This is a genomic window from Aliiroseovarius sp. M344, assembly GCF_025140835.1.
Classification (GTDB): Bacteria; Pseudomonadota; Alphaproteobacteria; order Rhodobacterales; family Rhodobacteraceae; genus Aliiroseovarius.
Genome location: NZ_CP081153.1, coordinates 2,495,732 through 2,520,451, shown reverse-complemented (window position 1 = coordinate 2,520,451; position 24,720 = coordinate 2,495,732). Strand labels below are relative to the sequence as shown.

General features: G+C 58.2%; 26 protein-coding genes. 13 read left to right on the top strand and 13 right to left on the bottom strand.

Annotated elements, in window-relative coordinates; all coding sequences use genetic code 11:
• Window positions 1-34: 34 nt before the first annotated feature.
• Window positions 35-874: a universal stress protein gene (locus tag K3556_RS12325; RefSeq protein ID WP_260519250.1), complete on the bottom strand. Its 840-nt coding sequence runs from the start codon at window positions 872-874 to the stop codon at window positions 35-37.
• Between the two features lie 216 nt (window positions 875-1,090).
• Here K3556_RS12325 and ccoN point away from each other — a divergent pair, with 216 nt between their 5' ends.
• The 8 genes from ccoN (at window position 1,091) to ccoS (ending at window position 9,192) form a co-directional block, all read left to right on the top strand.
• Window positions 1,091-2,692, top strand: a complete 1,602-nt coding sequence (gene ccoN, locus K3556_RS12320) for a cytochrome-c oxidase, cbb3-type subunit I (protein WP_260517073.1) — start codon at window positions 1,091-1,093, stop codon at window positions 2,690-2,692.
• A 14-nt stretch (window positions 2,693-2,706) separates the two neighbouring features.
• Entirely contained in the window at window positions 2,707-3,432 is a 726-nt protein-coding gene (gene ccoO, locus K3556_RS12315; protein WP_260517072.1) for a cytochrome-c oxidase, cbb3-type subunit II, read from the top strand.
• 12 nt (window positions 3,433-3,444) lie between these two features.
• Window positions 3,445-3,621: a cbb3-type cytochrome c oxidase subunit 3 gene (locus K3556_RS12310; protein WP_260517071.1), complete on the top strand. Its 177-nt coding sequence runs from the start codon at window positions 3,445-3,447 to the stop codon at window positions 3,619-3,621.
• Window positions 3,622-3,654: 33 nt separating this feature from the next.
• Window positions 3,655-4,527 carry a cytochrome-c oxidase, cbb3-type subunit III gene (gene ccoP / locus K3556_RS12305; protein WP_260517070.1) on the top strand — a complete coding sequence of 291 codons (873 nt, stop codon included), beginning with the start codon at window positions 3,655-3,657 and terminating at the stop codon, window positions 4,525-4,527.
• 369 nt (window positions 4,528-4,896) lie between these two features.
• On the top strand, window positions 4,897-6,309 hold the full coding sequence (gene ccoG, locus K3556_RS12300) for a cytochrome c oxidase accessory protein CcoG (protein WP_260517069.1): 1,413 nt from the start codon (window positions 4,897-4,899) through the stop codon (window positions 6,307-6,309).
• Window positions 6,310-6,313: 4 nt separating this feature from the next.
• Complete coding sequence (locus tag K3556_RS12295; RefSeq protein WP_260517068.1) at window positions 6,314-6,799, top strand: FixH family protein; 486 nt, start codon at window positions 6,314-6,316, stop codon at window positions 6,797-6,799.
• A gap of 32 nt (window positions 6,800-6,831) precedes the next feature.
• A complete protein-coding gene (locus K3556_RS12290; protein WP_260517067.1) occupies window positions 6,832-9,027 on the top strand; it encodes a heavy metal translocating P-type ATPase in 2,196 nt (731 codons plus the stop codon).
• Between the two features lie 3 nt (window positions 9,028-9,030).
• Window positions 9,031-9,192: a cbb3-type cytochrome oxidase assembly protein CcoS gene (ccoS, locus tag K3556_RS12285; protein WP_091428644.1), complete on the top strand. Its 162-nt coding sequence runs from the start codon at window positions 9,031-9,033 to the stop codon at window positions 9,190-9,192.
• A gap of 7 nt (window positions 9,193-9,199) precedes the next feature.
• Here the strand turns inward: ccoS and K3556_RS12280 are convergent, their stop codons facing one another.
• Window positions 9,200-9,802, bottom strand: a complete 603-nt coding sequence (locus K3556_RS12280; protein WP_260517066.1) for a response regulator transcription factor — start codon at window positions 9,800-9,802, stop codon at window positions 9,200-9,202.
• A 209-nt stretch (window positions 9,803-10,011) separates the two neighbouring features.
• The gene (locus K3556_RS12275; RefSeq protein WP_260517065.1) at window positions 10,012-10,611 is read right to left on the bottom strand and encodes an arylesterase; all 600 of its coding nucleotides are present in this window, start codon (window positions 10,609-10,611) and stop codon (window positions 10,012-10,014) included.
• An 81-nt stretch (window positions 10,612-10,692) separates the two neighbouring features.
• Between K3556_RS12275 and K3556_RS12270 the strand changes: the two genes are divergently transcribed.
• A complete protein-coding gene (locus tag K3556_RS12270; protein ID WP_260517064.1) occupies window positions 10,693-11,361 on the top strand; it encodes an ABC transporter ATP-binding protein in 669 nt (222 codons plus the stop codon).
• Window positions 11,361-13,883 carry an ABC transporter permease gene (locus tag K3556_RS12265; RefSeq protein ID WP_260517063.1) on the top strand — a complete coding sequence of 841 codons (2,523 nt, stop codon included), beginning with the start codon at window positions 11,361-11,363 and terminating at the stop codon, window positions 13,881-13,883. The genes K3556_RS12270 and K3556_RS12265 overlap by 1 nt, the downstream gene beginning before the upstream one ends.
• 3 nt (window positions 13,884-13,886) lie before the next feature.
• Here the strand turns inward: K3556_RS12265 and K3556_RS12260 are convergent, their stop codons facing one another.
• The 10 genes from K3556_RS12260 to K3556_RS12215 all read right to left on the bottom strand — a co-directional run bounded on the left by K3556_RS12260 (window position 13,887) and on the right by K3556_RS12215 (window position 21,530).
• Complete coding sequence (locus K3556_RS12260; RefSeq protein WP_260517062.1) at window positions 13,887-14,312, bottom strand: hypothetical protein; 426 nt, start codon at window positions 14,310-14,312, stop codon at window positions 13,887-13,889.
• 62 nt (window positions 14,313-14,374) lie between these two features.
• The gene (locus K3556_RS12255) at window positions 14,375-15,154 is read right to left on the bottom strand and encodes a succinate dehydrogenase iron-sulfur subunit (RefSeq protein ID WP_260517061.1); all 780 of its coding nucleotides are present in this window, start codon (window positions 15,152-15,154) and stop codon (window positions 14,375-14,377) included.
• A 12-nt stretch (window positions 15,155-15,166) separates the two neighbouring features.
• Window positions 15,167-16,972, bottom strand: a complete 1,806-nt coding sequence (gene sdhA, locus K3556_RS12250; RefSeq protein ID WP_260517060.1) for a succinate dehydrogenase flavoprotein subunit — start codon at window positions 16,970-16,972, stop codon at window positions 15,167-15,169.
• Between the two features lie 18 nt (window positions 16,973-16,990).
• Window positions 16,991-17,362, bottom strand: a complete 372-nt coding sequence (gene sdhD, locus K3556_RS12245) for a succinate dehydrogenase, hydrophobic membrane anchor protein (RefSeq protein ID WP_260517059.1) — start codon at window positions 17,360-17,362, stop codon at window positions 16,991-16,993.
• A 10-nt stretch (window positions 17,363-17,372) separates the two neighbouring features.
• Window positions 17,373-17,756 (bottom strand): succinate dehydrogenase, cytochrome b556 subunit, encoded by a 384-nt coding sequence (gene sdhC, locus K3556_RS12240; RefSeq protein ID WP_260517058.1) that lies wholly within the window; start codon window positions 17,754-17,756, stop codon window positions 17,373-17,375.
• A gap of 251 nt (window positions 17,757-18,007) precedes the next feature.
• Window positions 18,008-19,042 (bottom strand): MaoC family dehydratase, encoded by a 1,035-nt coding sequence (locus K3556_RS12235; protein WP_260517057.1) that lies wholly within the window; start codon window positions 19,040-19,042, stop codon window positions 18,008-18,010.
• Window positions 19,042-19,245, bottom strand: coding sequence for a DUF1737 domain-containing protein (locus K3556_RS12230; protein ID WP_260517056.1), 204 nt, complete (start codon window positions 19,243-19,245; stop codon window positions 19,042-19,044). The genes K3556_RS12235 and K3556_RS12230 overlap by 1 nt, the downstream gene beginning before the upstream one ends.
• Before the next feature lie 3 nt (window positions 19,246-19,248).
• On the bottom strand, window positions 19,249-19,797 hold the full coding sequence (locus K3556_RS12225; protein WP_260517055.1) for an NnrU family protein: 549 nt from the start codon (window positions 19,795-19,797) through the stop codon (window positions 19,249-19,251).
• Between the two features lie 14 nt (window positions 19,798-19,811).
• Window positions 19,812-20,660, bottom strand: coding sequence for a CoA ester lyase (locus K3556_RS12220; protein ID WP_260517054.1), 849 nt, complete (start codon window positions 20,658-20,660; stop codon window positions 19,812-19,814).
• 111 nt (window positions 20,661-20,771) lie between these two features.
• Window positions 20,772-21,530: a sulfite exporter TauE/SafE family protein gene (locus K3556_RS12215; RefSeq protein ID WP_260517053.1), complete on the bottom strand. Its 759-nt coding sequence runs from the start codon at window positions 21,528-21,530 to the stop codon at window positions 20,772-20,774.
• Window positions 21,531-21,688: 158 nt separating this feature from the next.
• On the opposite strand from K3556_RS12215, the gene mdh reads away from it, so the two are divergent.
• The 3 genes from mdh to K3556_RS12200 all read left to right on the top strand — a co-directional run bounded on the left by mdh (window position 21,689) and on the right by K3556_RS12200 (window position 24,719).
• A complete protein-coding gene (mdh, locus tag K3556_RS12210; RefSeq protein WP_260517052.1) occupies window positions 21,689-22,651 on the top strand; it encodes a malate dehydrogenase in 963 nt (320 codons plus the stop codon).
• Window positions 22,652-22,908: 257 nt separating this feature from the next.
• Window positions 22,909-24,102: an ADP-forming succinate--CoA ligase subunit beta gene (gene sucC / locus K3556_RS12205; RefSeq protein WP_260517051.1), complete on the top strand. Its 1,194-nt coding sequence runs from the start codon at window positions 22,909-22,911 to the stop codon at window positions 24,100-24,102.
• Window positions 24,103-24,149: 47 nt separating this feature from the next.
• Entirely contained in the window at window positions 24,150-24,719 is a 570-nt protein-coding gene (locus K3556_RS12200) for a hypothetical protein (RefSeq protein ID WP_260517050.1), read from the top strand.
• Window position 24,720 lies beyond the last annotated feature (1 nt).

Below are 24,720 nucleotides of genomic sequence, written 5' to 3'. Positions count from 1 at the left end.
ATACGGCGCCCTTTGTTTTCGTTCTTAGCTAAGCTCAATGGGCAAGCACGATCGGCACTTCGGCCACTTCCAGCATGTGCCGTGTCGCCCCACCTAAAATGGATTCGCGGAACCGCGAATGCCCATAGGCCCCCATGACAATCATATCGGCATCCCGATCGCGGGCGTGCCGGTTCAGGATGTCAGAGATGCGGGGCATTGTTTTCGCCAAAACAGATACTTCGGCGCGCACGCCGTGACGGGCAAGCAGCTGGCTGAGCGCGCCCCCGGGATCCGACCGTTCTGGGCCATGCTGGGGCGGATCAATCACTGCAATCGACACTGTGTCGGCCTGCTTCAGGAACGGCAAAGCCTGACGCACAGCACGCAGCGCTTCGGGACTTTCGTTCCATGCCACCACAACGTTGCCAACCGATTGTGGATAGCTGGCACCGTCTGGCATCACCAGAACCGGCACGTTGCCGTCAAACAGTGCGGCTTCAACAATAGCCTCGGCGTCATGGCCGCGGCCTTCGCCATAAGGACGCGGCAGAACCGTTAGATCTGCAAACCGTGTGCGGTGCGCAACGACGCCGTTTAGTGCGACAATTTGCGCGGTCAGGGCCGCGCTTGACCAAGGCAGCGCGTGAGCGGCGAGCGATTGACGCGCAAATGTCTCAAGTTCGATGGCTTCTTCGCGCGCCTGCGCTAAATTGTCCTGAACGACCATGGCCGAGGCGCCAGCATAGTAAAAACCCTGCTGAGATCGGTCTACGCCAAGACACAGCACTTCCAGATGCGCATCGTGCTGTGTTGCAATGACTTTTGCGGCCTCAAGCGCGCCTTTGCTGTAATTGGTGTCGGTAACGATTGTGGTGATGGTGCGATAGTTCATCGAATTGCCCTCCGGGTTGGCCTGCCAACCAGCGTGCATCTGACGCGCCTGCGACGCTTTGACATGGGTCAATCCCGGTTTTTCAAGCCCAACGGCACGGTTTTGATATGGATCAAAGCGGGCTTGGGGAGATAGGTAGAAACCGACAAAAGTCAAGAAGTGCCCCCATCCGGTCGTGGGAGGGGGGCGAATGGCATAAGACGAAGGGACGCAAAAATGTGGGATTACCTCAAATTGGCGATCTACGGCCTCATCGCAGTGATGGCCGCAATCGCCGCAAGTTATGCCCGCGACATCGCGTATCAGGTGCACGCTCTCCTGGTGACGTTGATCGCGGCCGGCCTGTTTGTCTTTTCACTCCGCCGTGTGGGTGAAGAGAAGGTCGTGGAAACCGGCTATATGGATGGCCCCGTGCGCGTGGGCGTTGCTCTGACCGCCTTTTGGGGCGCAGTTGGGTTTCTGGTTGGGACGTTCATCGCGTTTCAGCTGGCGTTTCCAAGCCTTAACTTTGGCTGGGCCGAGGGATATCTAAACTTTGGACGCTTGCGCCCGCTGCATACCTCTGCGGTGATTTTTGCATTTGGCGGTACCGCGCTGATTACGTCCTCGATGTATGTTGTACAACGCACCTCGGGCGCACGCCTTTGGGGCGGCAACTTGGCATGGTTCGTGTTCTGGGGTTACCAGATCGTGATCCTTTTGGCCGCTACCGGCTATCTGCTGGGCGCGACCCAGTCAAAAGAATACGCCGAACCAGAATGGTATACTGACCTGTGGCTGACCATCGTTTGGGTGGCCTATCTGCTGTTGTTCATGGGCACGCTCATGAAGCGGAAAGAGCCGCATATCTATGTCGCCAACTGGTTCTATCTGTCGTTCATCATCACCATCGCGATGCTGCATGTGATCAACAATCTGGCCATGCCGGTGTCGTTGTTCGGTTCGAAATCTGTGCAACTCTTCTCGGGTGTGCAGGATGCCATGACGCAGTGGTGGTACGGCCACAACGCGGTTGGCTTCTTCCTGACGGCTGGCTTCCTTGGTATGATGTACTACTTCGTGCCGAAACAGGCTGAACGCCCTGTGTTCTCCTACAAACTGTCAATCATTCACTTCTGGGCGCTGATCTTCCTGTATATCTGGGCTGGTCCGCACCACTTGCACTATACCGCTCTGCCTGACTGGGCTGGGACCTTGGGCATGGTGTTCTCGATCATCCTGTGGATGCCGAGCTGGGGCGGCATGATCAACGGTCTGATGACCTTGTCTGGCGCCTGGGACAAACTGCGCACCGATCCGGTCATCCGGATGATGGTTGTGTCGATCGGCTTTTACGGCATGTCGACCTTTGAAGGTCCGATGATGTCGATCCGCGCCGTGAACTCGCTGTCGCACTATACTGACTGGACTATTGGTCACGTGCACTCGGGTGCGCTGGGCTGGAACGGTATGATCACCTTCGGGATGCTCTACTTCCTGGTCCCCAAACTGTGGAACCGCGCGGGCCTTTATAGCAACAAACTGGTCAGCTGGCACTTCTGGCTCGCCACCATCGGTATCGTGCTTTACGCCGCGTCGATGTGGGTGACCGGGATCATGGAAGGCCTGATGTGGCGTGAAGTTGACGCGCAAGGCTTCCTGGTGAACTCGTTCGCTGACACCGTTGCCGCCAAGTTCCCGATGTATGTGGTGCGCGGTATGGGTGGGGTTCTGTTCCTCACGGGTGCCTTGATCATGTGCTACAACCTTTGGATGACCGTTAAGCGTTCGCCGGCAGTTGAAACTGCCGATGACGCCCAAGCGGCTCCGGCTGAATAAGGAGGGAAGGACCAATGGGAATTCTCGACAAACACGTTGTTCTTGAAAAGAACGCAACGCTTCTTCTGGTCGGTAGCCTTCTGGTTGTCACCGTGGGTGGTATCGTAGAGATCGCACCGCTCTTCTACCTCGAAAATACGATCGAGGATGTAGAAGGCATGCGCCCCTATTCGCCGCTCGAGCTTGAGGGTCGGAACATCTATGTGCGTGAAGGCTGCTATGTCTGTCACTCGCAGATGATCCGCCCGATGCGCGACGAGGTGGAGCGTTACGGCCATTACTCGCTGGCCGCGGAAAGTCAGTATGACCATCCGTTCCAGTGGGGATCGAAGCGGACCGGGCCCGACCTTGCCCGCGTCGGTGGCCGGTATTCGGATGAATGGCATGTGGATCACCTGAAAGATCCGCAGTCGGTCGTGCCGGAATCGGTGATGCCGAAATATGCCTTCCTGGCGGATCGCCTGATCGAGCCGACATATATCGAAGACCTGTTGAAAGCCAATCAGATGGTCGGTGTGCCTTACACCGACGAGCAGATGGAAAACGCCGCAGCCGACTGGCTGGCACAGGCAGATCCTGACAGCGACTATGATGGGCTTCTGGCACGCTATCCGAAAGCGCAAGTGCGCAACTTCGACGGCGCGCCGGGTGTTTCGGAAATGGACGCACTGATCGCCTACATGCAGATGTTGGGTACTTTGGTCGACTTCTCGACCTTTACGCCCGACCCGAGCCGGTAAGGAGACGGGATGATGGACACCTATTCACTGCTTCGCGAGATCGCAGACAGCTGGGTGCTTCTGGCCATGTTTATCTTCTTTCTTGCAGTTGTTGCCTGGGCCTTTCGCCCGGGCAGCCGCAAGGTCCACGAAGAGACGGCCAGCATTCCCTTCCGCCATGAAGACAAACCTGCCGGTGACCGGGAATGACCCCGGGCGCTCAGCTCAAGAGGAGTTGCGGCAATGAGTAAAAAACCTGTTGAAAAGAAAGAGCCCGAAACGACCGGCCATGAATGGGACGGTATTCAGGAGTTCAATAACCCGCTGCCACGTTGGTGGGTGTGGGTCTTCTATCTGACCATCATCTGGGGCGTGTGGTACACCATCGCCTATCCCGCATGGCCACTGATCAAAGGTGCAACGGCTGGCTACCTTGGGTATTCAACCCGCGCTGAAGTCGCCGCTGAGATTGATCGCTTTACTGCCATGAATGGCGAGTTGGAAACCCAGCTGGCATCGGCTGATCTGACAGCGCTGGAACCCGGTAGCGATCTGCACAACTATGCGATCCAGTCGGGCCGCGCGACATTTGCGACCTTCTGTTCGCAGTGTCACGGATCAGGGGCTGCCGGTAACGTTGGTTATCCCAACCTGCTGGACAATGACTGGCTGTGGGGCGGCACCATGGAAGATATCCAGCTGACCCTTCGACACGGAATCCGGTCGGAAGATGATGACGACACCCGGTATTCAGAAATGCCCGCCTTTGGGGATGACTATCTGAGCGACGAAGAAATTGCACAGGTCGTGGCCTATGCGATGTCACTCTCACCGGTCACCAAAGCAGAGGCCAATATGGAACTGGCAGCAGCTGGCGCAACCGTCTTTGCCGACAACTGCACGTCTTGTCACATGGAAGACGGTACAGGCGACCGCACCCAAGGTGCACCGAACCTGACGGATGCCATCTGGCTTTATGGCGACACTGCCGACGCGATCACCGAGATCGTTGCGGAAGGCCCCTTCGGCGTGATGCCAGCCTGGAGCGGCAAGCTGAGCGACAGCCAGATCAATGCCGTTTCGGCATATGTCCACCAGTTGGGCGGCGGCGAATAAGCCACCGGCCAACTGACAAAGTTCCGGGGCCTCACTCCCCGGTCAACGGCACCGACCCCTGATCCTGTTCGCGCGTTTCTCCGGGGTCGGTGCCACCTTCTTAAAAGCCCCGGACGCCAGGCGTTTCGGGGCTTTGTGATTTGCGACAAATGCGCCAAGCAGCTAAGGCATACGGGCTAGGATAGGTGCGGCCAATTGACATGCTGCGACGCGATGGCACTGCGACATATTGAAAGCTTGATAATTATCAATGACTAACGCGAAAAGGGTTTCGCAGCGGTGGCAAAATCTTTGATCCACATCAAGGCTGCAATGTAGAATAGTTCTTAATTCGAAGTTCAACTCGAAACGCAGGATCGGAATCTGTCCATGTCTGACGCCCCCGAACAACTTTATGCCGCACGCGAGCCGGTTTTCCCCAAACGGGTGAAGGGCACGTTTCGAAGCCTGAAGTGGTGGATCATGGGCATTGCCCTTGGTATTTATTACCTTACCCCTTGGATCCGTTGGGATCGCGGTCCAAATCTGCCTGATCAGGCGGTGCTGGTGGATATGGCCAACCGCCGTTTCTATTTCTTCTGGATCGAGATCTGGCCGCACGAGTTCTATTTCATTGCGGGTCTGCTGATCATGGCCGGGCTTGGGTTGTTTCTGTTCACCTCGGCGGCTGGACGTGTCTGGTGTGGGTATGCGTGCCCGCAAACCGTCTGGACCGACCTTTTCATATTGGTGGAACGGTGGGTCGAAGGCGATCGAAACGCGCGGTTGCGCCTGCATCGACAGAATTGGAACGCCGAAAAAGTCCGCAAGCGGCTAGTTAAGTTTGTCCTCTGGATCGTGATCGCGGTCGCGACCGGCGGGGCGTGGGTGTTCTATTTTGCCGACGCGCCCACATTGCTGGTTGATTTGGTGACGGGCAATGCACATCCGCTGGCCTATTCGACCATTTTGGTGCTGACGCTGACGACGTTCATCTTTGGCGGGCTCGCCCGCGAACAAATTTGTATTTATGCCTGCCCGTGGCCTCGTATTCAGGCCGCTATGATGGATGAGGACACCATCACCATTGCCTATCGCGATTGGCGGGGTGAGCCACGTGGGAAAGGCAAGGCTCGTGATGATCTGGGCGATTGCATTGACTGCAACGCCTGCGTGAACGTCTGTCCGATGGGGATCGACATCCGTGACGGTCAGCAGCTGGAATGCATCACCTGCGGCCTGTGTATCGACGCCTGCGACGAGATGATGGAGAAAGTCGGCAAGCCGCGTGGCCTGATCGATTATCTGGCTTTGAAAGACGAAGCGTATGAACGCGCCGGGAACGAGAAGATACCCGTTATCAAACACCTGCTGCGCCCGCGCACGATCCTGTATACCGCGCTTTGGGCTTTGGTCGGCGTTGCCTTGACGGTGGCGTTGTTTGTCCGGCCGAGCGTCGATGTCACGGTGCGCCCGGTGCGTAACCCGACCTATGTGACGCTGTCTGACGGGGCGATCCGCAATACCTATGACGTAGGTGTACGTAACCGCCATGGCGAAGAATGGCCCTATTATTTTTCGCTGTCCGATGGCAGTGATATGGTGATCGAGCTTGAAGGCAGCGACAAGCTTGTTCTGGTCGCGCCACCTGATACTGAAGCAAAGCAGCGGGTGTATGTCATTGCCCCGGCGGGGTCCGAGGCAGCGCGCACTGATCGCACAGAGCTGCGCCTTTGGGTCGTGGATGGTGTAACAGGGGACCGTGTCCACTTGGACACCGTATTCAACGGCAGAGGACGTTAGGATTATGAACAATCCAACCGACAAAGAAGAGTTCGAACTGACGGGCAAACATGTTCTGGCCATCGTGGTCTCGGCTTTTGCTGTCATTATCGGTGTGAACCTCTTCATGGCGTATTCCGCAATCGGCACCTTTCCGGGGCTCGAGACCAAGAACTCCTATGTCGCCAGCCAGCAATTTGATGTGCAGAAGGCAGCACAAGATGCGTTGGGCTGGGAGGTCGCAGCTGATGTGGACGGCGAAATACTTGTGTTGGACATCAAGGATCAGGCCGGCGACCCTGTCGTGGTCAAATCCGTCTATGGTCTGCTGGGGCGCGCGACCCATGTGAAAGAAGATCAGGAGCCAACCTTTGATCAGGGATCAAACGGCGTCTATCTGGCACAGGTCGGTGCGCTTGGAGAAGGCAACTGGAACCTGCGGCTGAACGTGATTGCCGAAGACGGCACCAGCTTTCAACGCCGCATTCCGATCTATATTTCGGCCAGATAAGGCCGGACCAACAGCCGACAAGGAACGCACCTATGGCCACCCCGATCTCTGCCTGCCCGGCTTGTGCCGCGGCCCCGCTTGCGGAAGAGCACGCGGGCGAAGGCTATCGCGGCAACGGGATGGAGGCAGAGCGGGTGCTTCTGTCGCTGCCGCAAATCTATTGTGCCGCGTGCATTTCGGGGGTCGAGCGGGGCTTGGCCAAGCAAGACGGTGTGCGGGCAGCGCGGGTGAACCTGACGCTGAAACGCGCCACCGTGGATGTTGACCCGGGCGTCGAAGCGCAAACGCTTGCCGACTATCTGACCGGGATCGGGTTCGAGGCGTATGAGCTGGATCCGGGTCAACTGACATCGACCGCGACCAACAAGCAGGGCAAAGACCTGCTGATGCGATTGGGCGTCGCCGGTTTTGCCATGATGAACGTGATGCTGCTGAGCGTCGCGGTCTGGTCCGGCGCAACGGATGCGACACGTGACCTGTTCCACTGGATCAGCGCCGGTATTGCCATTCCAACAATCGCCTTCTCCAGTCAGGTTTTCTTCCGGTCGGCTTGGTCTGCCCTCAGGGTTGGGCGTCTGAACATGGACGTGCCGATTTCGCTCGCGATCCTGCTGGCACTGGGCATGTCCCTTTATGAGACGATGCATTCTGGCGAACACGCCTATTTCGACGCGGCTCTGTCGCTGACCTTCTTCCTTCTGGCGGGTCGCTACCTTGATTATCGGACCCGTGCCGTGGCGCGGTCTGCGGCCGAAGAGTTGGCGGCGCTTGAAGTTCCGCGGGCTGCGCGTGTGATTGACGGGCAAGCGGACGAGCATGTGGCCGTGTCCGACCTTACGCCCGGCGACATTGTGCGCGTCGTGCCAGGTGCGCGTGTGCCGGTGGACGGGATCGTCGTCACCGGGGCAAGCGAACTGGACCGCTCGCTGTTGACGGGGGAAAGCCTGCCGGTTGCAGCCGCGCCCGAAAGCATCGTCTCAGCAGGCGAAGTGAACCTGACAGGCCCGCTGACCGTGCGGGTGACGGCGGCTGGACGTGACAGCTCGTTGCACCGCATGGCCGATCTGGTGGCCATCGCGGAAACTGCCCGCAACCGATATACCTCGTTGGCTGACAAGGCCGCAGCTGTCTATGCGCCGGTGGTGCATCTGTTGGCGTTGGCAGCGTTTTTGTTCTGGTTCTGGTATTCCGGCGACTGGCGTGTGGCGATGAACATCGCTGTGGCGACCCTGATCATCACCTGCCCGTGTGCCTTGGGTCTTGCAGTACCCGCCGTGACCACCGCTGCGTCCGGGCGCCTTTTTAAACAAGGGATGCTTTTGAAATCCGCCACCGCGATGGAACGGCTGGCCGAAGTCGATCACGTGGTGTTTGACAAAACCGGCACGCTAACCGAGGGCAAGCCGGCTTTGGACGAATTGTCCCGTCACAAACCCCGCGATCTTGAAGTTGCGCTGGCACTGGCCGCGGGGTCCAGCCACCCTTTGGCGCAATCCCTGACGCAAACCGCCCGCGCGGCAGGTGTGCAACCCGCCGTGGTTATTCTGGTTCACGAGGTGCCGGGGCGCGGCATCGAAGGAAACTGGCAAGGCAAGATCGTGCGGCTGGGTCGCGCTGAATGGCTGGGGGCCAACTCGGTTGGGCAAACCGCAACCTATTTATCGGTGTCCGGCGCGCGACCCGTGGCCTTCACATTTACCGACGCGCTGCGTCCGGGGGTTGAAGAAGCGATCACCGCGCTGAAGGCCAAGGGCATGGGGATCACCCTGATTTCAGGCGACGTGCCTGCCGCCGTCGCGGATATTGCCGGACGTGTCGGCATCTCCGAATGGCAAGCCGATACGTTGCCCGAAGATAAGGCCGAATATGTCGCCCGGCTTGGCAAGGCCGGCAAGAAGGTTTTGATGGTTGGGGATGGGTTGAACGACACGGCGGCGCTGGCGGCTGCGCATGTCTCGATCTCACCCGCCTCGGCGCTTGAGGCTGCACGGGTGGTGTCCGACATTGTGCTTTTGGGTAAGTCGATGGAGCCACTGGCAGGTGCAATCGACATGTCGAAAGCAGCCACACGTCGTATCAAGGAAAACTTTGCCATCGCAGCGGGTTATAACGCCATCGCGATCCCGATTGCTCTGATCGGTCTGGCGACGCCACTGGCTGCGGCACTTGCGATGTCGACCTCGTCAGTGACCGTATCGCTGAACGCTCTGCGGCTGAAGAAAGGCTGATCTATGAACGTGCTTGTCTATTTGATCCCTGTCTCGCTTCTGCTGGGTGGCCTTGGGTTGGCCGCGTTCTTCTGGACGCTGAAAAGCGAGCAATACGAGGATCCGGATGGGGACAGTCATCGCATCTTAAGTGACCGCTGGGATGACGCTCCGCCCGAGGATTGAGGGCGCGTCAGACCAGCCCAAGGTCTCGGGCGATCATCGCGGCATGGGTCCGGTTTCGGGCACCCAGTTTGCGGATCACAGACCGCATATGCATTTTCACCGTGACTTCTTGAATGCCGAAGCTATGGGCGATTTCTTTGTTTTGCTGACCATCGCAAAGCAGCGCTAAGATCTGCAATTCGCGCCGAGACAGCAAATGGTCTTTGGTCTTTACGGTCGATGTTCCCCTAGGCAGTAAGATCAATTCATTGGGGCCCATTGCCAGTGACAGAACCGTGGATAAATCGCCCGGCGGCAGTTCGGCGGAAACGCAAGCCGCCACGCCAAGCCGTAATGCTTGGCGTGCAAGCTCGAAAGACGGCACCTGAAACAACAACACGACCCGTGCGGCGGGCCGAGCCTTGACCAAGCGATCTATAGTCTTCAACCCGCCCAGGCCCGGTGTGCTGAAATCCACGGCGATCACTTTGGTGCCAGCGTGCTGGTTCAGCAGGCTTTCGGCATCTTGCACCGCCGCGCAGACATGCAACGAGGCATCCTTGTCGTGTTCCAAAACAGATTTGAACCTGTTCTGGACCGCAAGATCCTCTGTCACCAACAGGATTGTCACAGGAGCGCTCCGCATCGCGTGTTTTGCCCGGTTTTGACCGAGCTAATTTTTTATGGAGCGTTACATTCGCACAGCCCAAGAGGCAGGAACAGGTGTCACTAGGGATAGGTTTTGGGCTGTTAAACCTGTCCAAAAGTGAGGTGGGCGAGATTGATCGACGCAAAGTGCAACATATAGCTGTTGAAAGGCCTCGCGCGCGCTGTCCGCGATCACGGCAAAACGTCCAGCACGGCTGGACCTATCGCTTCGACAATCAGAGAAACCCCCTCTGCTGTGGGGTGCAGCCCGTCGGGTTGCAAATATCGAAGCGCCCCGTTTGCGGTTCCGGCAACATCTGTCAGGCCGGTCAGAAAACTTGGGTACAGCGCGATACCATGCGCTGCGGCAAGTTTCACGAAACCTTCATCGAAAGCTTGTTTGTAATCCGGTCCGAAATTGGTGGGGCCGGGAATGCCGATTAGCAGCGTGGGCAAATTGCGGGCAGATAACTCGGACAGAATGCGGTCAAGGTTGTCAAAGGTCTCCTGTGGATCGACGCCTCGCAACATGTCATTCGCTCCCAGCGCGACCAACACAACGTCGATATCGTCGTTCAAAACCCAGCCTAACCGGGCTGCTCCGCCTGCGGTGGTGTCGCCTGAAACGCCGCCATTAATCACGGTCGCCTCGACATTATTCTTGTTTAACCAAGCCTCAAGCTGGGGTACATAGCCGTCATCTTGCGGCAATCCGTAGCCCGCCGTCAGGCTGTCACCCAATGCAAGGATTGTCACGGCTTCGGCGCGCGCCGCACCTGTCAACAAAACCATTATGCCCAAGCTCTTGAGAAGTCGGGTCAAAACCCCATATCCACATGATATCATAATGCTTTGCCCCCTACAGGATGTCCCATGCCCGAGCCGATCATTGCCCTGACCGACGCCCGCCTGACCCTTGGCCATAATGCCGGTCGGACCGAGATCCTCAAGGGGATAGACATGTCTGTGCTGGCAGGCGAGACGTTGGGGCTGACGGGGCCGTCTGGATCTGGCAAATCATCTCTCCTGATGTTGTTGGGGGGGCTTGAACAAGCCACCGGAGGAACTGTTAACGTCTTGGGGCATAATCTAAGTACTATGGACGAAGACAACCTTGCCCGCTTTCGCAGGGATCATATGGGGGTGGTGTTCCAATCTTTCCACCTTATTCCGACAATGACGGCACTGGAAAACGTCGCGACACCGCTGGAACTGGCGGGCGCGTCGGACGCATTTGAGCGCGCGGCCTTGGAATTAGATGCGGTTGGACTGTCGCATCGGCTGGATCATTACCCGAGCCAGATGTCGGGGGGCGAACAGCAACGCGTGGCGCTGGCGCGCGCAGCTGCGCCACGCCCTGAAATCCTGTTGGCGGATGAGCCGACGGGAAATCTGGACGGTGAAACCGGCACGGCGATCATGGATTTGTTGTTCGGGCTGCGGGACCGTCACGGCGCGACGCTGATCCTTGTCACCCACGCGCCAGAGCTTGCAGAACGCTGTGATCGGATCATCCAGATTCAGGATGGGGTGCTCGTATGATGCAAACGCTGAATATGGCGTTGCGTCTGGCACGACGCGAGATGCGCGGCGGCACACGTGGGTTTCGCATCTTTCTAGCCTGCCTCGTTTTGGGTGTCGCGGCCATCGCGGGCGTGGGCAGCGTGCGCGAAGGGCTGCGTGCCGGGCTAGCGTCTCAGGGCGCCGTTTTGCTTGGCGGTGATGCGTCCGTGTCGTTCACCTATCGGTTTGCAGATGACGCCGAAGCGGATTTGCTGGCCTCGCTTGAAGCGGAAATGTCGATGCTCGCGGATTTCCGGTCCATGGTCGTGACGGGGGACGACCGCGGGCTGACACAGGTCAAAGCCGTCGACGATGCCTATCCGCTTGTTGGCGAAGTCGTGTTGGACCCGCCGATTGACTTGGCTGCCGCGCTGGAGGGGCAGGGTGGCGTGCCGGGCGCAGTTATGGATGACCTGTTGATTGACCGGCTGGGTCTGACCCAAGGCGAACAGTTTCGTCTGGGCGGGGCAGAGTTTGTCTTGATGGCCGAACTGGTCAAAGAACCTGATAACGCGTCCTCAGGGTTCAGCCTTGGTCCGCGCACGATCGTGGCGCGCGCGGCCCTGGATGGGTCGGGGCTGCTGGCTGAGGGCACATTGTTCAACAGCCATTATAAGATGCGTTTGCCGGTCGGGGTCAGCATGGACGCGGCCTATGCGGCTTTGATGCCAACGCTTGAAGCCAATGGTGCGCGGTGGCAGGACGCCCGCAATGGTGCGCCGGGTATGCGGCGGCTGGTGGACCGTCTGGGCGCATTTCTTGTGCTGGTCGGGCTGGCAGGTTTGGCGGTGGGCGGGGTCGGAATATCGGCCGCGGTGCGGGCCTATCTGGATGGCAAGACGGGGACAATTGCGATCTTACGAGCCCTTGGCGCCGAGCGCCGGGTAATCTTTCTGACATATTTCCTGCAAATTGGGTTGCTGACGGTCATCGGCCTTTCGCTTGGTCTGCTTTTGGGCGCAGTCGTGCCCGTCGCACTGGCCCCATTGATCGCACAAGCGCTTCCCATCACCGCCGAGATCACGATCTATGCCAAACCGTTGGCCGAGGCGGCCCTTTACGGTGTGCTCGCCGCGCTGCTTTTCACGTTATGGCCCCTGTCGCGGACTGAAGAAGTCAAAGCCGCGGCCTTGTTTCGCGACGCCGCCCTTGGCAGCACGCGCCTGCCGCGACCGCTGTTCATCGGCCTGTGTCTGGCCATTCTAGCTGTGTTGATCTGGTCGGCGGCACAACTGTCCGGAATGCCGCGTCTAGCGATGTGGAGTTTCCTTGGCTTGGGTGGTGCTTTTGCCGCATTGGTCATGACCGGGCTGGCGGTGCGCTGGGCGGCCCGCTGGGTCGGACACCGAAAAGCCCTGCGCGGCTGGCCCACATTGCGCATGGCTTTGGGTGCGGTGGGCGGTCCGGGTGGGGAAGCGGGTGCGGTCGTGCTGTCGCTTGGGTTGGGTCTGGCCGTGCTGGCGGCCGTTGGTCAGATTGACAACAACCTGCGCGGTGCGATTGCGCGGGACTTGCCTGAAGTGGCGCCCAGCTTCTTTGTTGTGGACATCCAGCCCGACCAGATTGACGGCGTCACGGCGCGTCTGACCGGTGACCCGCTGGTCAGCCGGATCGACACGGCCCCCATGTTGCGCGGGATGATCACCAAGATTAACGACCGGCCAGCCCGCGAGGTTGCAGGCGGTCATTGGGTTGTGCGCGGTGATCGCGGTCTGACTTATTCAGACAAACCCACACGAACCACGGTGGTCGAAGGGGCGTGGTGGCCCGAAGACTATCAAGGCCCGCCCCAGATCAGCTTTGCGGCGGAAGAGGCCGAAGAGATGGGGATCGGCATCGGCGACAGCCTGACCGTCAATATTCTGGGCCGCGACATCACCGGGGAAATCACCAGCCTGCGCGAGGTCGATTTTAGTCAGGCCGGGATGGGCTTTGTGATGACCTTAAATCCTTCTGCGGTGGCGGGGGCGCCGCACAGCTACATCGCGACGATCTATTCCGACGAGGCCGGCGAGGCCGCAATTCTGCGCGACCTTGGCCGAACCTATCCGAACATCACCCTGATCTCGGTGCGCGATGCGATTACGCAGGTGACCGGGATCATGGGGCAGGTGGCAGCCGCGATTACCTATGGTGCGTTGGCAACGTTGCTGACCGGGTTCGTGGTGTTGATGGGGGCGGCTGCGGCTGGCGAACGGGCGCGGACATACGAGGCCGCGGTGTTGAAAACACTGGGGGCCACACGCGCGAAGATTCTGGCCAATTTTGCGATCCGATCCGCGGTGCTGGGCGCGGCAGCCGGGGCGGTTGCAGTGCTTGCCGGTGGTTTGGCTGGCTGGGCGGTGACCCATTACATCATGGAAGAACGGTTTGTCTTTGATGCCTTGAACGCGGTCGCGATTGTTTCAGGTGGTGTCGTCGCCACGGTGCTGGCGGGGCTGTTCTATGCCTGGCGTCCGCTGTCTGCCCGCCCTGCGCGGGTGCTTCGCGCGCGGGAGTAACCCTTAGCCGTGCTGCGCGCGGTGTTCTTTGCGGATCACAAGTTTCAGACCCGACCAGATCTCGTCCACAGCACAGACTTTCACGTCGACAAGCACGCCCTCAAGCGCGAGGTTTCGGATGACGTCTTCGTTCATATCCGTCGGCACCTTTGAGGCCTTCTTGGGCCAGCTCACCCAAATCATCCCGTCTTTGTCGAGGTTGGCCAGAAGTTGAGGCAGCGCGGTTTCCAGCTCTGCCCTGCTGTCGGTGAAGTAGTGGATAACATCATAAGGGCCACCCAGCGTCTTGGGCGTGGTGTCGTCCACCAAGATGAACGCACGACTGGTGGTCAAGCCTTCATGGGTATCGGGGCGATTGATCCACGCCACGCGCTGCCCGTCTTTCAGGCCAAGTTTCTTTTCGAGCGGTGCACCTGAATAGCCAGACATTGAACCTCGCATAAAAAAGGGCGGTCAACAGACCGCCCTTTTCGCACATATCTGGCGCTCAATCAAAGCGTGCGTTCGACCATCATCTTCTTGATCGAGGCAATTGCCTTGGCCGGGTTCAGACCTTTCGGGCAGGTCTTGGCGCAGTTCATGATTGTGTGGCAGCGATACAGCTTGAAGGGGTCTTCCAACTCGTCCAGACGCTCACCGGTTGCTTCGTCACGGCTGTCGATGATCCAGCGATACGCATGGAGCAGCGCGGCTGGTCCAAGGTAGCGGTCGCCATTCCACCAATAGCTCGGGCAGGATGTCGAGCAACTGGCACACATGACGCATTCATACAGGCCATCAAGTTTCTTGCGGTCTTCGATCGACTGCTTCCACTCTTTCGCCGGGCGATTGGTCTTGGTTTCCAGCCACGGCATGATCGAGGCATGCTGTGCATAGAAATGCGTAAGGTCCGGGATCAGGTCGCGCACGACAGGTGTGTGCGGCAAGGGGTAGATTTTCACGTCGCCCTTGATCTCGTCCATGCCATAGATACAGGCCAGCGTGTTGATGCCGTCGATGTTCATCGCGCAGGATCCGCAGATGCCTTCGCGACACGACCGGCGGAAGGTGAGTGTAGGATCAATCTCGTTCTTGATCTTGATCAGCGCGTCCAGAACCATCGGGCCGCATTTATCCATGTCGACGAAATAGGTGTCGACGCGAGGGTTTTCGCCATCGTCCGGCGTCCAGCGGTAAATCTGGAACTTGCGCACGTTGGTCGCGCCATCTGGCTTGGGCCAGGTTTTGCCGGTGCGGACTGTTGAATTCTTCGGAAGCTTAAACTGTACCATGTCGTGTCCTCCTTAGAACGTCCGCGCTTTGGGCGCGATTTTCTTGAGGCTGATGCCACCCTCGGTTTCGGTGGTCAGCGGATCGGTGATGACGGGGCGATAGCTCAGATCAACCTTGTTGCCATCGACGCGGCTGACGGTGTGGACACGCCACTTCTTGTCGTCACGCTTGGGGAAGTCCTCGTGGGCGTGCGCCCCGCGGCTTTCCTCGCGCGCTTCCGCGCCGTGAATGGTCGCCAGTGCGTTCGGCATGAGGTTTGCCAGCTCAAGCGTCTCCATCAGGTCCGAGTTCCAAACAAGCGAGCGGTCGGTGACGGACAGATCGTCCATCTTGGCGGCCACGGCTGTCATCTTCTCGACGCCTTCCTTCATGGTCTTGGCAGTGCGGAAGACGGCGGCATCTGCCTGCATGGTCTTCTGCATTTCAAGACGCAGCTCGGCGGTTGGAACGGAACCGTTGGCATTGCGCAACCCGTCGAAACGGTCAAACGCCTTGTCGACCGAGCCTTGGTTCAGAACCGGATTGGCGCTGTCAGCGTCGACAATCTTACCGGCGCGGATCGCGGCGGCGCGGCCAAAGACCACAAGGTCAATCAGCGAATTCGAGCCAAGGCGGTTCGCGCCATGCACCGAGGCACAACCCGCTTCGCCCACAGCCATCAGACCGGGTACTACAGCGGTCGGGTCTTTGGCGGTCGGGTTCAGCACTTCGCCCCAATAGTTCGTTGGAATGCCGCCCATATTGTAGTGAACCGTCGGCAGAACCGGGATCGGTTCCTTGGTCACATCGACGCCCGCGAAAATCTTGGCGCTTTCCGAAATGCCGGGCAGGCGTTCGGCCAAAGCCTCGGAAGGCAAGTGATCGAGGTGCAGGAAGATGTGATCACCTTCCGCGCCGACGCCGCGGCCTTCGCGAATTTCCATGGTCATCGAGCGGGATACGTAATCGCGCGGGGCAAGGTCTTTATACTGGGGCGCGTATCGCTCCATGAACCGTTCGCCTTCGCTGTTCACCAGATAGCCGCCTTCGCCGCGCGCACCTTCGGTAATCAGACAACCCGAGCCGTAGATGCCGGTCGGGTGGAACTGAACGAACTCCATATCTTGCAAGGCCAGTCCTGCGCGCGCCACCATGCCGCCACCGTCGCCGGTGCAGGTGTGGGCCGAGGTGGCCGAGAAGAAGGCGCGTCCGTAACCGCCGGTGGCCAGAACGACCATCTTGGCGTTGAAGACGTGCATCGTGCCATCGTCGAGCTTCCAGCAGACAACACCCTGACATTCGCCGTCATCCGACATGATCAGGTCGATGGCGAAGTATTCAACGTAGAATTCCGCGTTGTTCTTCAGCGACTGGCCGTAAAGCGTGTGCAGGATCGCGTGACCGGTCCGGTCAGCTGCGGCACAAGTCCGTTGAACAGGTGGACCGTCACCAAATTCGGTGGTGTGGCCGCCGAAGGGACGCTGGTAAATCTTGCCTTCCTCGGTGCGCGAGAAGGGCACGCCGTAGTGTTCCAGCTCGTAAACCGCCTTGGGCGCTTCGCGGGCGAGATATTCCATCGCGTCCGTGTCGCCCAGCCAGTCCGAGCCTTTCACGGTGTCATACATGTGCCACTGCCAGTTGTCCGGGCCCATGTTGGACAGGGACGCGGCGATGCCGCCTTGGGCGGCCACAGTGTGCGAGCGGGTCGGGAAAACTTTGGTCACACAAGCGGTGCGCAAACCTTGTTCGGCCATGCCAAGCGTGGCCCGCAGACCGGCGCCACCGGCACCGACCACGACCACGTCATATTCGTGTGTTTCGTATTCGTAAGCTGCCATTTGGGTTGCTCTCCGGTCTTAAAAGGCGATGCGGGCAAGACCATAAAGGCCAACTGCCAGAATTGTATAAGCCAATGCGGTGCAGGTGATCACGAGGAACTTCTTGGTCACGCCGCGCGAATAATCTTCGATCACCACTTGGATGCCGTGGCGAAAATGAACCATCGCTGTCACGAGCGTCATGGCAGCGATGATGGCCGGGAAGGGGCGTTGGTAATAGGCCACGGCCTCTTCATATGGCAAGCCAAGGGCGCAGCCAAAGGTCAGCGCGAACAGAGGCATCAGGATCAGAAGGCCAACAGCCGAAATAGCCTGTCCCCAGAAATTTTCGGTACCAGAGCCAGAAGCCCCTTTGCCCACTGCGCGTTTTCGGTCGGTCAGATAATGCATGCCTGCCCCCTTACACAATGATGGCGACAAGGATCGCCAAAACGACTGAGCCGATGATGACGCCAATGCCCATCTTCTCGGCTGTTTCAACATCAAGGCCAATGCCGATGTCCCAGATCAGGTGCCGGAGGCCGGACAGCGCGTGGTAGCACAATGCCCAAAGCGCCAGGAACATGATCACATCGCCGATGAACGACGTCATCAGCCCATTAACAAAATCGTAGTATCCCGGACCCATTGCGGCTGCGATGAACCACCATACGACCAAGATCGCGGCCCCCAAAAGGGCAACGCCGGTAATCCGGGCGAAGATCGAGGTAATGGAGGTCAGCTGCGGGCGGTAAATCTGCAGATGCGGGGATAGAGGGCGGTTGCCCCTATTCACGTCGGCCATGGCGGCCTCCTTCTGTCTGTTGCGACTGTTGTGACAGGAATAGCGCTTTTTGCCAGCCAGAGTCACGCGTTATGGACGGCGAAAAACAGGGAAATTGCGCTAACAAGAGTGAAAAACTACCCTTGTGATCACATAAATAAATCTTGTGATCACAGGGATGGGCGGCATTTGCGCGAAAAATCAAATCAAACACGGTGCGCGAAATGCTGCGTGGCAGCGTGGGCTTGCCCTTCTGTTCGGTTACGGCAAAATTACTTGGGCAACAACGCCCAGTAATCCAGATCCAGCATCACCTCGGGCAAATACTTGCCGTCGTCGCCCTTCAAGGCGAACTCGGTTGCCCCGTGCTTCACCGCGACCAAGCGCAAGCGCACAGCGCCTACGCCGGGGGCGTCGGTGTCGGCTTTGTCCAAGACCTCGGACCATGCGCGGATCGTGTCGCCTGCGAAACAGGGGTTGGCATGCGCACCGCCGTTCAGGCCGACGATCATCTGGGCGTTCGCAAGCCCATTGAACGACAAGGCCCGCGCCATCGAAATCACGTGACCGCCATAGATCAAGCGCTGACCATCCGGGCGGAACGTCGCGTCGAAATGCACTTTGGCGGTGTTTTGCCACAGTCGCGTGGCGATCATATGCTCGGCTTCCTCAACGGTAACGCCATCCACGTGGTCGATTTTCTCGCCCACTTCATAGTCGCCCCAGCGGTGCGGCTCTCCGGCCAAGGTGAAATCATAGTCCTCGAATGACAGCCCCTCTGGGATCACCAGATCGCTGGCGTTCAATGTGCCTTTCAAGTCCGGGATAACGGTTTCGGGTGCTGGCGCGTCCAGATCGTTTTTGCGCACCATGACCCAGCGCACATATTCCAACACCGGCTCGCCCACTTGGTTTACACCACGCGTGCGCACCCAAACTACGCCCGACTTGCCGTTTGAATTCTGTTTCAGCCCGATCACCTCGGACGACGATCGCAGCGTGTCACCGGGATAGACCGGCTTCAACCAGCGGCCTTCGGCATAGCCAAGATTGGCCACCGCATTCAGCGAGATGTCGGGAACGGTCTTTCCAAACACGACGTGGAAGGCGATCAGGTCGTCGATGGGCGACCCTTCTAACCCGCAACTGCCTGCAAATTCATCCGAGGAATACAGCGCGTGGCGTGCGGGATAGAGCGCGTGATACAGCGCGCGTTCCCCTTCGGCGACGGTGCGCGGCACGGCGTGGTCGATCACATCGCCCAGCTTGTAATCTTCGAAAAAGCGGCCGGGATTGGTTTTCGCCATCAGTGATCTCCGAGTTTGGTGTCGGGCGTGTAGTCGCCCGGAACGACTTTTACGACCGCTTGCGCGCAGCGCATTTTTCCGGTGGTCGGATCAGCGGCATAGGCGGCGTCGCCGTGCAACTCCCACCCTTTGTTCAAGGCCGCGGTCACTTTATGGCAAAAGGCAGACGTGTCGTCTTCGGTCAGCAGGCGATACAGTTTCATGGCTCACATCCCGAACGGCGACGGGCCAATGAGCCCGTGAATAAATCCAATGATCAGGGTCAGAACCACCGAGGCACCAAGGAACATGCCATCCTTGGCGATGAGGCCTTTCGGGTTTGGTGTCCACTCTGGTTCAGCCCGATTGATCACGACGATCTCGGCGACCGCCCAGATCGTCAGCGCGCCGAACAATACCATGGACGCCAGATCGGGGTTCACCAAGATATGCGCCACGGCCCAGATGATGAAGCCCGTCAGCATCGGGTGGCGCATCTTGTAAAACAGCGCGCCTTTCGATGGTCCGGGGCTCATGAAATAGATCGCGAACACGATGGCCAGATTGTTGATGTGTTTCAGGAAAGGTGGATAAGCGACCAAATCGTAGCTTTCGACACTGCGGTAGCCGATCACCATCAGGATAATGCCGGCAAGAAGGATTAGCGCCGAAACTCCTTTCGCCTTGTCGCCCATTGCTGCGTGGCGCGCGGGTAAGGCGCGTTTCCAAAAGTGCCCGCCGTACCACAAGGCGATGCCGATGATCAGGATGGTCATGTGTGTTCTCCGCGTTAGTCGGCCATTTTGGCGATGGCTTCTGCCTTGGCCAGAATGCCCTTTGCTGTCACAACATGCAGGTTTTCGACGATTTTACCATCCACAACCGCGACCCCCTGGCCCGATGCCTCGGCGTCTTCGAAGGCGGCGATCTGGCGTTGGGCCAGATCGATTTCATCCTCGGACGGAGCAAACGCGGTGTTGGCAATGTCCAGTTGCGCCGGATGGATCAGGGTTTTCCCGTCCATACCCATGTCACGCCCCTGATCGCATTCGGCTTTCAGACCGTCGTCGTCTTTGAAGGCGTTATAGACGCCATCGATGATCACCACGCCATGCGCCTTCGCCGCCAGAATGCACAAATGAAGCCCGCCCATCATCGGCAGCCGATCGGCGCGGAAACGGGTGTTGAGCTCTTTGGCAAGGTCATTGGTGCCCATCACGAAACCTTTCAGACGGGGATGGGCGGCAATCTCGGCGGCGTTAAGCATGCCAAGCGGCGTTTCCATCATCGCCCACAGATCAACCTTCGGGATCAGTGCCGCCAATTCGTCCAACTGTGCGGCATTATCCACCTTGGGCATCAGGATCGCGTCGATATCCGCCCCGACAAAGGCTGCCACATCGTCTTTGCCCCACGCCGTGTCGAACCCGTTGATACGGACGATCTTGGCCCGGTTCCCATAGCCGCCCTTGTCCAGTTCGGCCTTCAGGGTTGCGCGTGCCTCGACCTTGGCGTCGGGGGCGACGGCATCTTCCAGATCGAAGATGATCGCATCAGCGGGCAAGCCACGTGCTTTGTCCAGCGCACGCTCTTTCGAGCCCGGAATGTAGAGAACGGAACGATAGGGGCGAGTGGACATGATTCTGGACCTCCGTAATATTGTTGCGCAAGGGATCACATTTGCGCACCATTTCGCAAGGCTAGAATTGCCGCAACGCAGAAATTTATCTCTGTCCGCGATTGGCGCTGATCAGGTCAGCCCCTCCCAGATCAGCTTTGTGCCGGTGATGATCAGGAAGATATAGGTGAAGGCAAAGAAGCTCCGCTCGGACAGGCGGTGGTGCATGTGAACGCCGATCCAGACGCCAAGAATGGCAAATGGGATCAGGAACAGGTCCGCTTTTGCCGTCTGCCATGAAAAAATCCCGAGCAAGAAATAGGGAACGAACTTCATGATGTTGATCGCCCAGAAGCTGATCACTGTTGTGGCCTGAAACGTGGTCTTGTTCAGCCGACGCGACAAAAGGAAGACCGCAGCGGGTGGTCCGCCAGCGTGACTGATGAAGCTGGTGAACCCGGCAATCAGACCCCAGAACCCACCCAGACCCGCCGACATCGGCTGCGCGGCTGGCCGGATCAGACCGCGCACGCGGGCGGCTTGAAACATGACGAACCCCACAGCGACCAGGCCGATCAACAGGCGGAAGATGTCGGGGTCAGCGATGGAGTACAAGAGCGCGCCGACCGCGACCCCCGGCACCGCGCCCAGCACCAATGCCCTGGCTGACGGCATATCCCACTTGCGCCAATACGGCTTCAGCGCTGTCACATCCATCAGCATCAGAAGGGGTAACATCAGCCCGATGGCCGCCCCCGGTTCCAGAATCAGCGCAAGCAAAGGCGTCGCGGCAAAGGCCGCGCCTGACCCGAACCCGCCCTTGGAAATACCCGCAAAGATCACCGCAGGGATCGCAAAGGCAAAGAATGTGATGTCTAGTGCCTCGGGCATGTAATGCGCCTCAAACCGCTGGAAAATGTGTGTTTTAGCGCTATCGTGAACGCGGTTCAGAGGCAAGGACCGCGTCACGCCGCAGTGCAGCGCTCTTGCGCGAACGCCATATTCGGACTACGCATGCGCCCGAAAACAACTGATCGGAGATCACACTCATGGCCAGACCTAAGATAGCGCTTATCGGTAGCGGTATGATCGGTGGCACCCTTGCTCACCTTGCTGCACTGAAAGAAATGGGCGACGTCGTCCTCTTTGATATTGCTGATGGCATCCCGCAGGGTAAGGCGTTGGATATCGCTGAATCCGGCCCCGTAGAAGGGTTTGACGCATCGCTGTCGGGCACCACAAGCTACGAAGGTATTGCGGGCGCAGACGTCTGCATCGTGACCGCTGGTGTTCCGCGCAAGCCGGGCATGAGCCGCGATGATCTGCTGGGCATCAACCTGAAAGTTATGAAATCGGTTGGCGAGGGCATCAAAGAGCACGCGCCGAATGCGTTCGTGATCTGTATCACCAACCCGCTGGACGCCATGGTTTGGGCGCTGCGCGAGTTTTCGGGCCTACCGCATCAGAAAGTCGTCGGTATGGCTGGCGTGCTGGACTCGGCGCGCTTCCGTCATTTCCTGTCGGTTGAGTTTGACGTGTCTATGCGCGACGTCTCAGCCTTCGTTCTTGGTGGCCACGGCGACACGATGGTGCCACTGACCCGCTATTCGACCGTTGGTGGCATCCCGCTGCCGGACTTGGTGGAAATGGGTTGGACCAGTCAGGAAAAACTGGACGCGATTGTTCAGCGCACCCGTGATGGCGGCGCAGAAATCGTTGGCCTGCTGAAAACCGGTTCAGCTTACTATGCCCCGGCTGCGTCGGCGATTGAAATGGCTCAGGCTTACCTGAATGACCAGAAACGCGTGCTGCCATGTGCCGCATATGTTGACGGTGCTTACGGTCTGGACGGCTTCTATGTTGGTGTTCCAACCGTTATCGGTGCGAATGGCATCGAGAAGGTTATCGACATTCAGTTGAGCAAAGATGAGCAGGCCATGTTCGACAAATCTGTCGACGCCGTCAAAGGCCTGGTTGAGGCCTGTAAAGGTATCGACAATTCGTTGGCCTGATCCTTCGACCTGATTTAAAGAGGGCGCCCAGAAAGTTGGGCGCCCTTTTTCGTTCTGCCCAAGCGCCTTAAGAATCACGATGTTCGGGCGAAATTGCACTGGTAAAGTTATTTTGTGATCACAGTTTTTTGGGGTGTGATCACAAAAAAGCAGGTTTAGCGCAAAAATCCCCCATTTCCGCAAAAAAGGTTTTCGGCCAGCCAGACAGTTGTGCATGGTGTCCCAGAGCAATTGGACCAACTGGATAGGATGACTTCATGAACATTCATGAATACCAGGCGAAGGCCCTTCTGAAATCATACGGCGCCCCCGTTTCCGACGGGCGCCCTGTGTTAAGAGCAGAAGAAGCCAAGACCGCCGCAGGTGAACTCGACGGCCCCCTTTGGGTGGTCAAAGCGCAAATCCACGCAGGCGGCCGCGGCAAGGGCTCGTTCAAAGAAGCGGGTGCTGGCGAAAAGGGCGGTGTGCGTCTGACCAAATCGGTGCAGGAAGCCGCGGAAGAAGCCAAGAAGATGCTGGGCCGCACGCTTGTGACCCACCAGACCGGCCCGGCGGGCAAGCAAGTCAACCGCATCTATATCGAGGCTGGTTCAGGCATTGAACGTGAGCTTTACCTCGCTCTGCTGGTTGATCGCCAAACCTCGCGCATTTCGTTCGTCTGCTCGACCGAGGGTGGGATGGACATCGAGGAAGTCGCCGCCGCGACGCCCGAAAAAATCCTGAGCTTCTCGGTTGATCCGGCAACGGGCTACCAAGGTTTCCACGGCCGTCGCATTGCGTTTGCGCTGGGCCTGGAAGGCGCGCAAGTCAAGCAATGCGTCAAACTGATGGGCCAGCTTTACCAAGCCTTCACCGAGAAAGACATGGAGATGCTGGAAATCAACCCGTTGATCGTGTCTGACAGTGGTGACCTGAAAGTGCTCGATGCCAAGGTTGGTTTTGACGGAAACGCCGTCTACCGCCACCCGGATATCGCCGAGTTGCGCGACACCACCGAAGAAGACCCCAAAGAGCTGGAAGCGTCGAAATACGACCTGAACTACATTGCTCTGGACGGAGAGATCGGCTGCATGGTGAACGGTGCTGGTCTGGCGATGGCCACCATGGACATCATCAAGCTGTACGGTGCTGAACCTGCCAACTTCCTTGATGTTGGTGGCGGCGCGACCAAAGAGAAAGTCACAGAGGCGTTCAAGATCATTACTTCAGACCCGCAGGTCAAAGGTATCTTGGTCAACATCTTCGGTGGCATCATGCGCTGTGACGTCATCGCCGAAGGCGTTGTCGCCGCGGTGAAAGAGGTGGGCCTGCAAGTTCCGCTGGTCGTGCGTCTGGAAGGCACCAACGTGGATGAGGGCAAAGCAATCATCAACGGCTCCGGCTTGAACGTCATCGCCGCCGACAACCTGTCGGACGGCGCAGAGAAGATTGTTAAGGCGGTAAAGGGGTGAGAGATCGGCCGCGCATATTGTCCAACAACAGTACATTCAGCTTGATCTTGAGTGATTACGACAGCGAATCTGAGCCTCAAGCCGTACTACTGGGTCGAGATTTAGACCGATTGGACATTGGTGTAGCCGCCAACGCATACGAAAAAGCTAAAAACTTTGCTTTCTTGTTAGAAGGACTCGTCGCCACTCCTTTCCATAGTTGGGATAGAGATGACCGATTAGAACGTGTCTTCGAGATTGTGATGGATTTTGCGGTTCATTGTCGGAGATACATTGAGTTGGTTGATGACAGTGGGCTACGAAACTCATCGCTAGGCAAGTCTTCGGCAAACCTGACCATGTGGGATGCATTGAATTTGATTGTACATGCAATCAATTTTGTACCCGACTACCGAAATCCAGAGAAAACGATTGGATCAGGTGAGCGAGACACTCTCATTGTCGGTGCAACAATTAGAACAGATGTGAAGACGTCGCAAAGAGTAGAGTTTTTGGATTTTACAACCGTCTTCTTAGATCACGTTCCTTCCAAATTGCATGAATTGCGCGAGGAACACGAAATGGAAGATGAAAAACGTAGAGCAGAATTTCTGCTTCGACATAAAGGAACAGACTAAT

What these genes read in the sequence shown, in the direction of transcription:
- sdhC (WP_260517058.1), bottom strand. Translation starts at nt 17,756, where the DNA reads ATGGCCGACGTGAATAGGGGCAACCGCCCTCTATCCCCGCATCTGCAG.
- K3556_RS12220 (WP_260517054.1), bottom strand. Translation starts at nt 20,660, where the DNA reads ATGTCCACTCGCCCCTATCGTTCCGTTCTCTACATTCCGGGCTCGAAA.
- K3556_RS12295 (WP_260517068.1), top strand. Translation starts at nt 6,314, where the DNA reads ATGAACAATCCAACCGACAAAGAAGAGTTCGAACTGACGGGCAAACAT.
- K3556_RS12260 (WP_260517062.1), bottom strand. Translation starts at nt 14,312, where the DNA reads ATGTCTGGCTATTCAGGTGCACCGCTCGAAAAGAAACTTGGCCTGAAA.
- ccoG (WP_260517069.1), top strand. Translation starts at nt 4,897, where the DNA reads ATGTCTGACGCCCCCGAACAACTTTATGCCGCACGCGAGCCGGTTTTC.
- sdhD (WP_260517059.1), bottom strand. Translation starts at nt 17,362, where the DNA reads ATGCATTATCTGACCGACCGAAAACGCGCAGTGGGCAAAGGGGCTTCT.
- sdhA (WP_260517060.1), bottom strand. Translation starts at nt 16,972, where the DNA reads ATGGCAGCTTACGAATACGAAACACACGAATATGACGTGGTCGTGGTC.
- ccoO (WP_260517072.1), top strand. Translation starts at nt 2,707, where the DNA reads ATGGGAATTCTCGACAAACACGTTGTTCTTGAAAAGAACGCAACGCTT.
- K3556_RS12225 (WP_260517055.1), bottom strand. Translation starts at nt 19,797, where the DNA reads ATGACCATCCTGATCATCGGCATCGCCTTGTGGTACGGCGGGCACTTT.
- K3556_RS12290 (WP_260517067.1), top strand. Translation starts at nt 6,832, where the DNA reads ATGGCCACCCCGATCTCTGCCTGCCCGGCTTGTGCCGCGGCCCCGCTT.
- K3556_RS12310 (WP_260517071.1), top strand. Translation starts at nt 3,445, where the DNA reads ATGGACACCTATTCACTGCTTCGCGAGATCGCAGACAGCTGGGTGCTT.
- K3556_RS12255 (WP_260517061.1), bottom strand. Translation starts at nt 15,154, where the DNA reads ATGGTACAGTTTAAGCTTCCGAAGAATTCAACAGTCCGCACCGGCAAA.
- ccoS (WP_091428644.1), top strand. Translation starts at nt 9,031, where the DNA reads ATGAACGTGCTTGTCTATTTGATCCCTGTCTCGCTTCTGCTGGGTGGC.
- ccoP (WP_260517070.1), top strand. Translation starts at nt 3,655, where the DNA reads ATGAGTAAAAAACCTGTTGAAAAGAAAGAGCCCGAAACGACCGGCCAT.
- K3556_RS12275 (WP_260517065.1), bottom strand. Translation starts at nt 10,611, where the DNA reads ATGGTTTTGTTGACAGGTGCGGCGCGCGCCGAAGCCGTGACAATCCTT.
- K3556_RS12265 (WP_260517063.1), top strand. Translation starts at nt 11,361, where the DNA reads ATGCAAACGCTGAATATGGCGTTGCGTCTGGCACGACGCGAGATGCGC.
- K3556_RS12215 (WP_260517053.1), bottom strand. Translation starts at nt 21,530, where the DNA reads ATGCCCGAGGCACTAGACATCACATTCTTTGCCTTTGCGATCCCTGCG.
- K3556_RS12230 (WP_260517056.1), bottom strand. Translation starts at nt 19,245, where the DNA reads ATGAAACTGTATCGCCTGCTGACCGAAGACGACACGTCTGCCTTTTGC.
- K3556_RS12270 (WP_260517064.1), top strand. Translation starts at nt 10,693, where the DNA reads ATGCCCGAGCCGATCATTGCCCTGACCGACGCCCGCCTGACCCTTGGC.
- K3556_RS12235 (WP_260517057.1), bottom strand. Translation starts at nt 19,042, where the DNA reads ATGGCGAAAACCAATCCCGGCCGCTTTTTCGAAGATTACAAGCTGGGC.
- ccoN (WP_260517073.1), top strand. Translation starts at nt 1,091, where the DNA reads ATGTGGGATTACCTCAAATTGGCGATCTACGGCCTCATCGCAGTGATG.
- mdh (WP_260517052.1), top strand. Translation starts at nt 21,689, where the DNA reads ATGGCCAGACCTAAGATAGCGCTTATCGGTAGCGGTATGATCGGTGGC.
- sucC (WP_260517051.1), top strand. Translation starts at nt 22,909, where the DNA reads ATGAACATTCATGAATACCAGGCGAAGGCCCTTCTGAAATCATACGGC.
- K3556_RS12325 (WP_260519250.1), bottom strand. Translation starts at nt 874, where the DNA reads ATGAACTATCGCACCATCACCACAATCGTTACCGACACCAATTACAGC.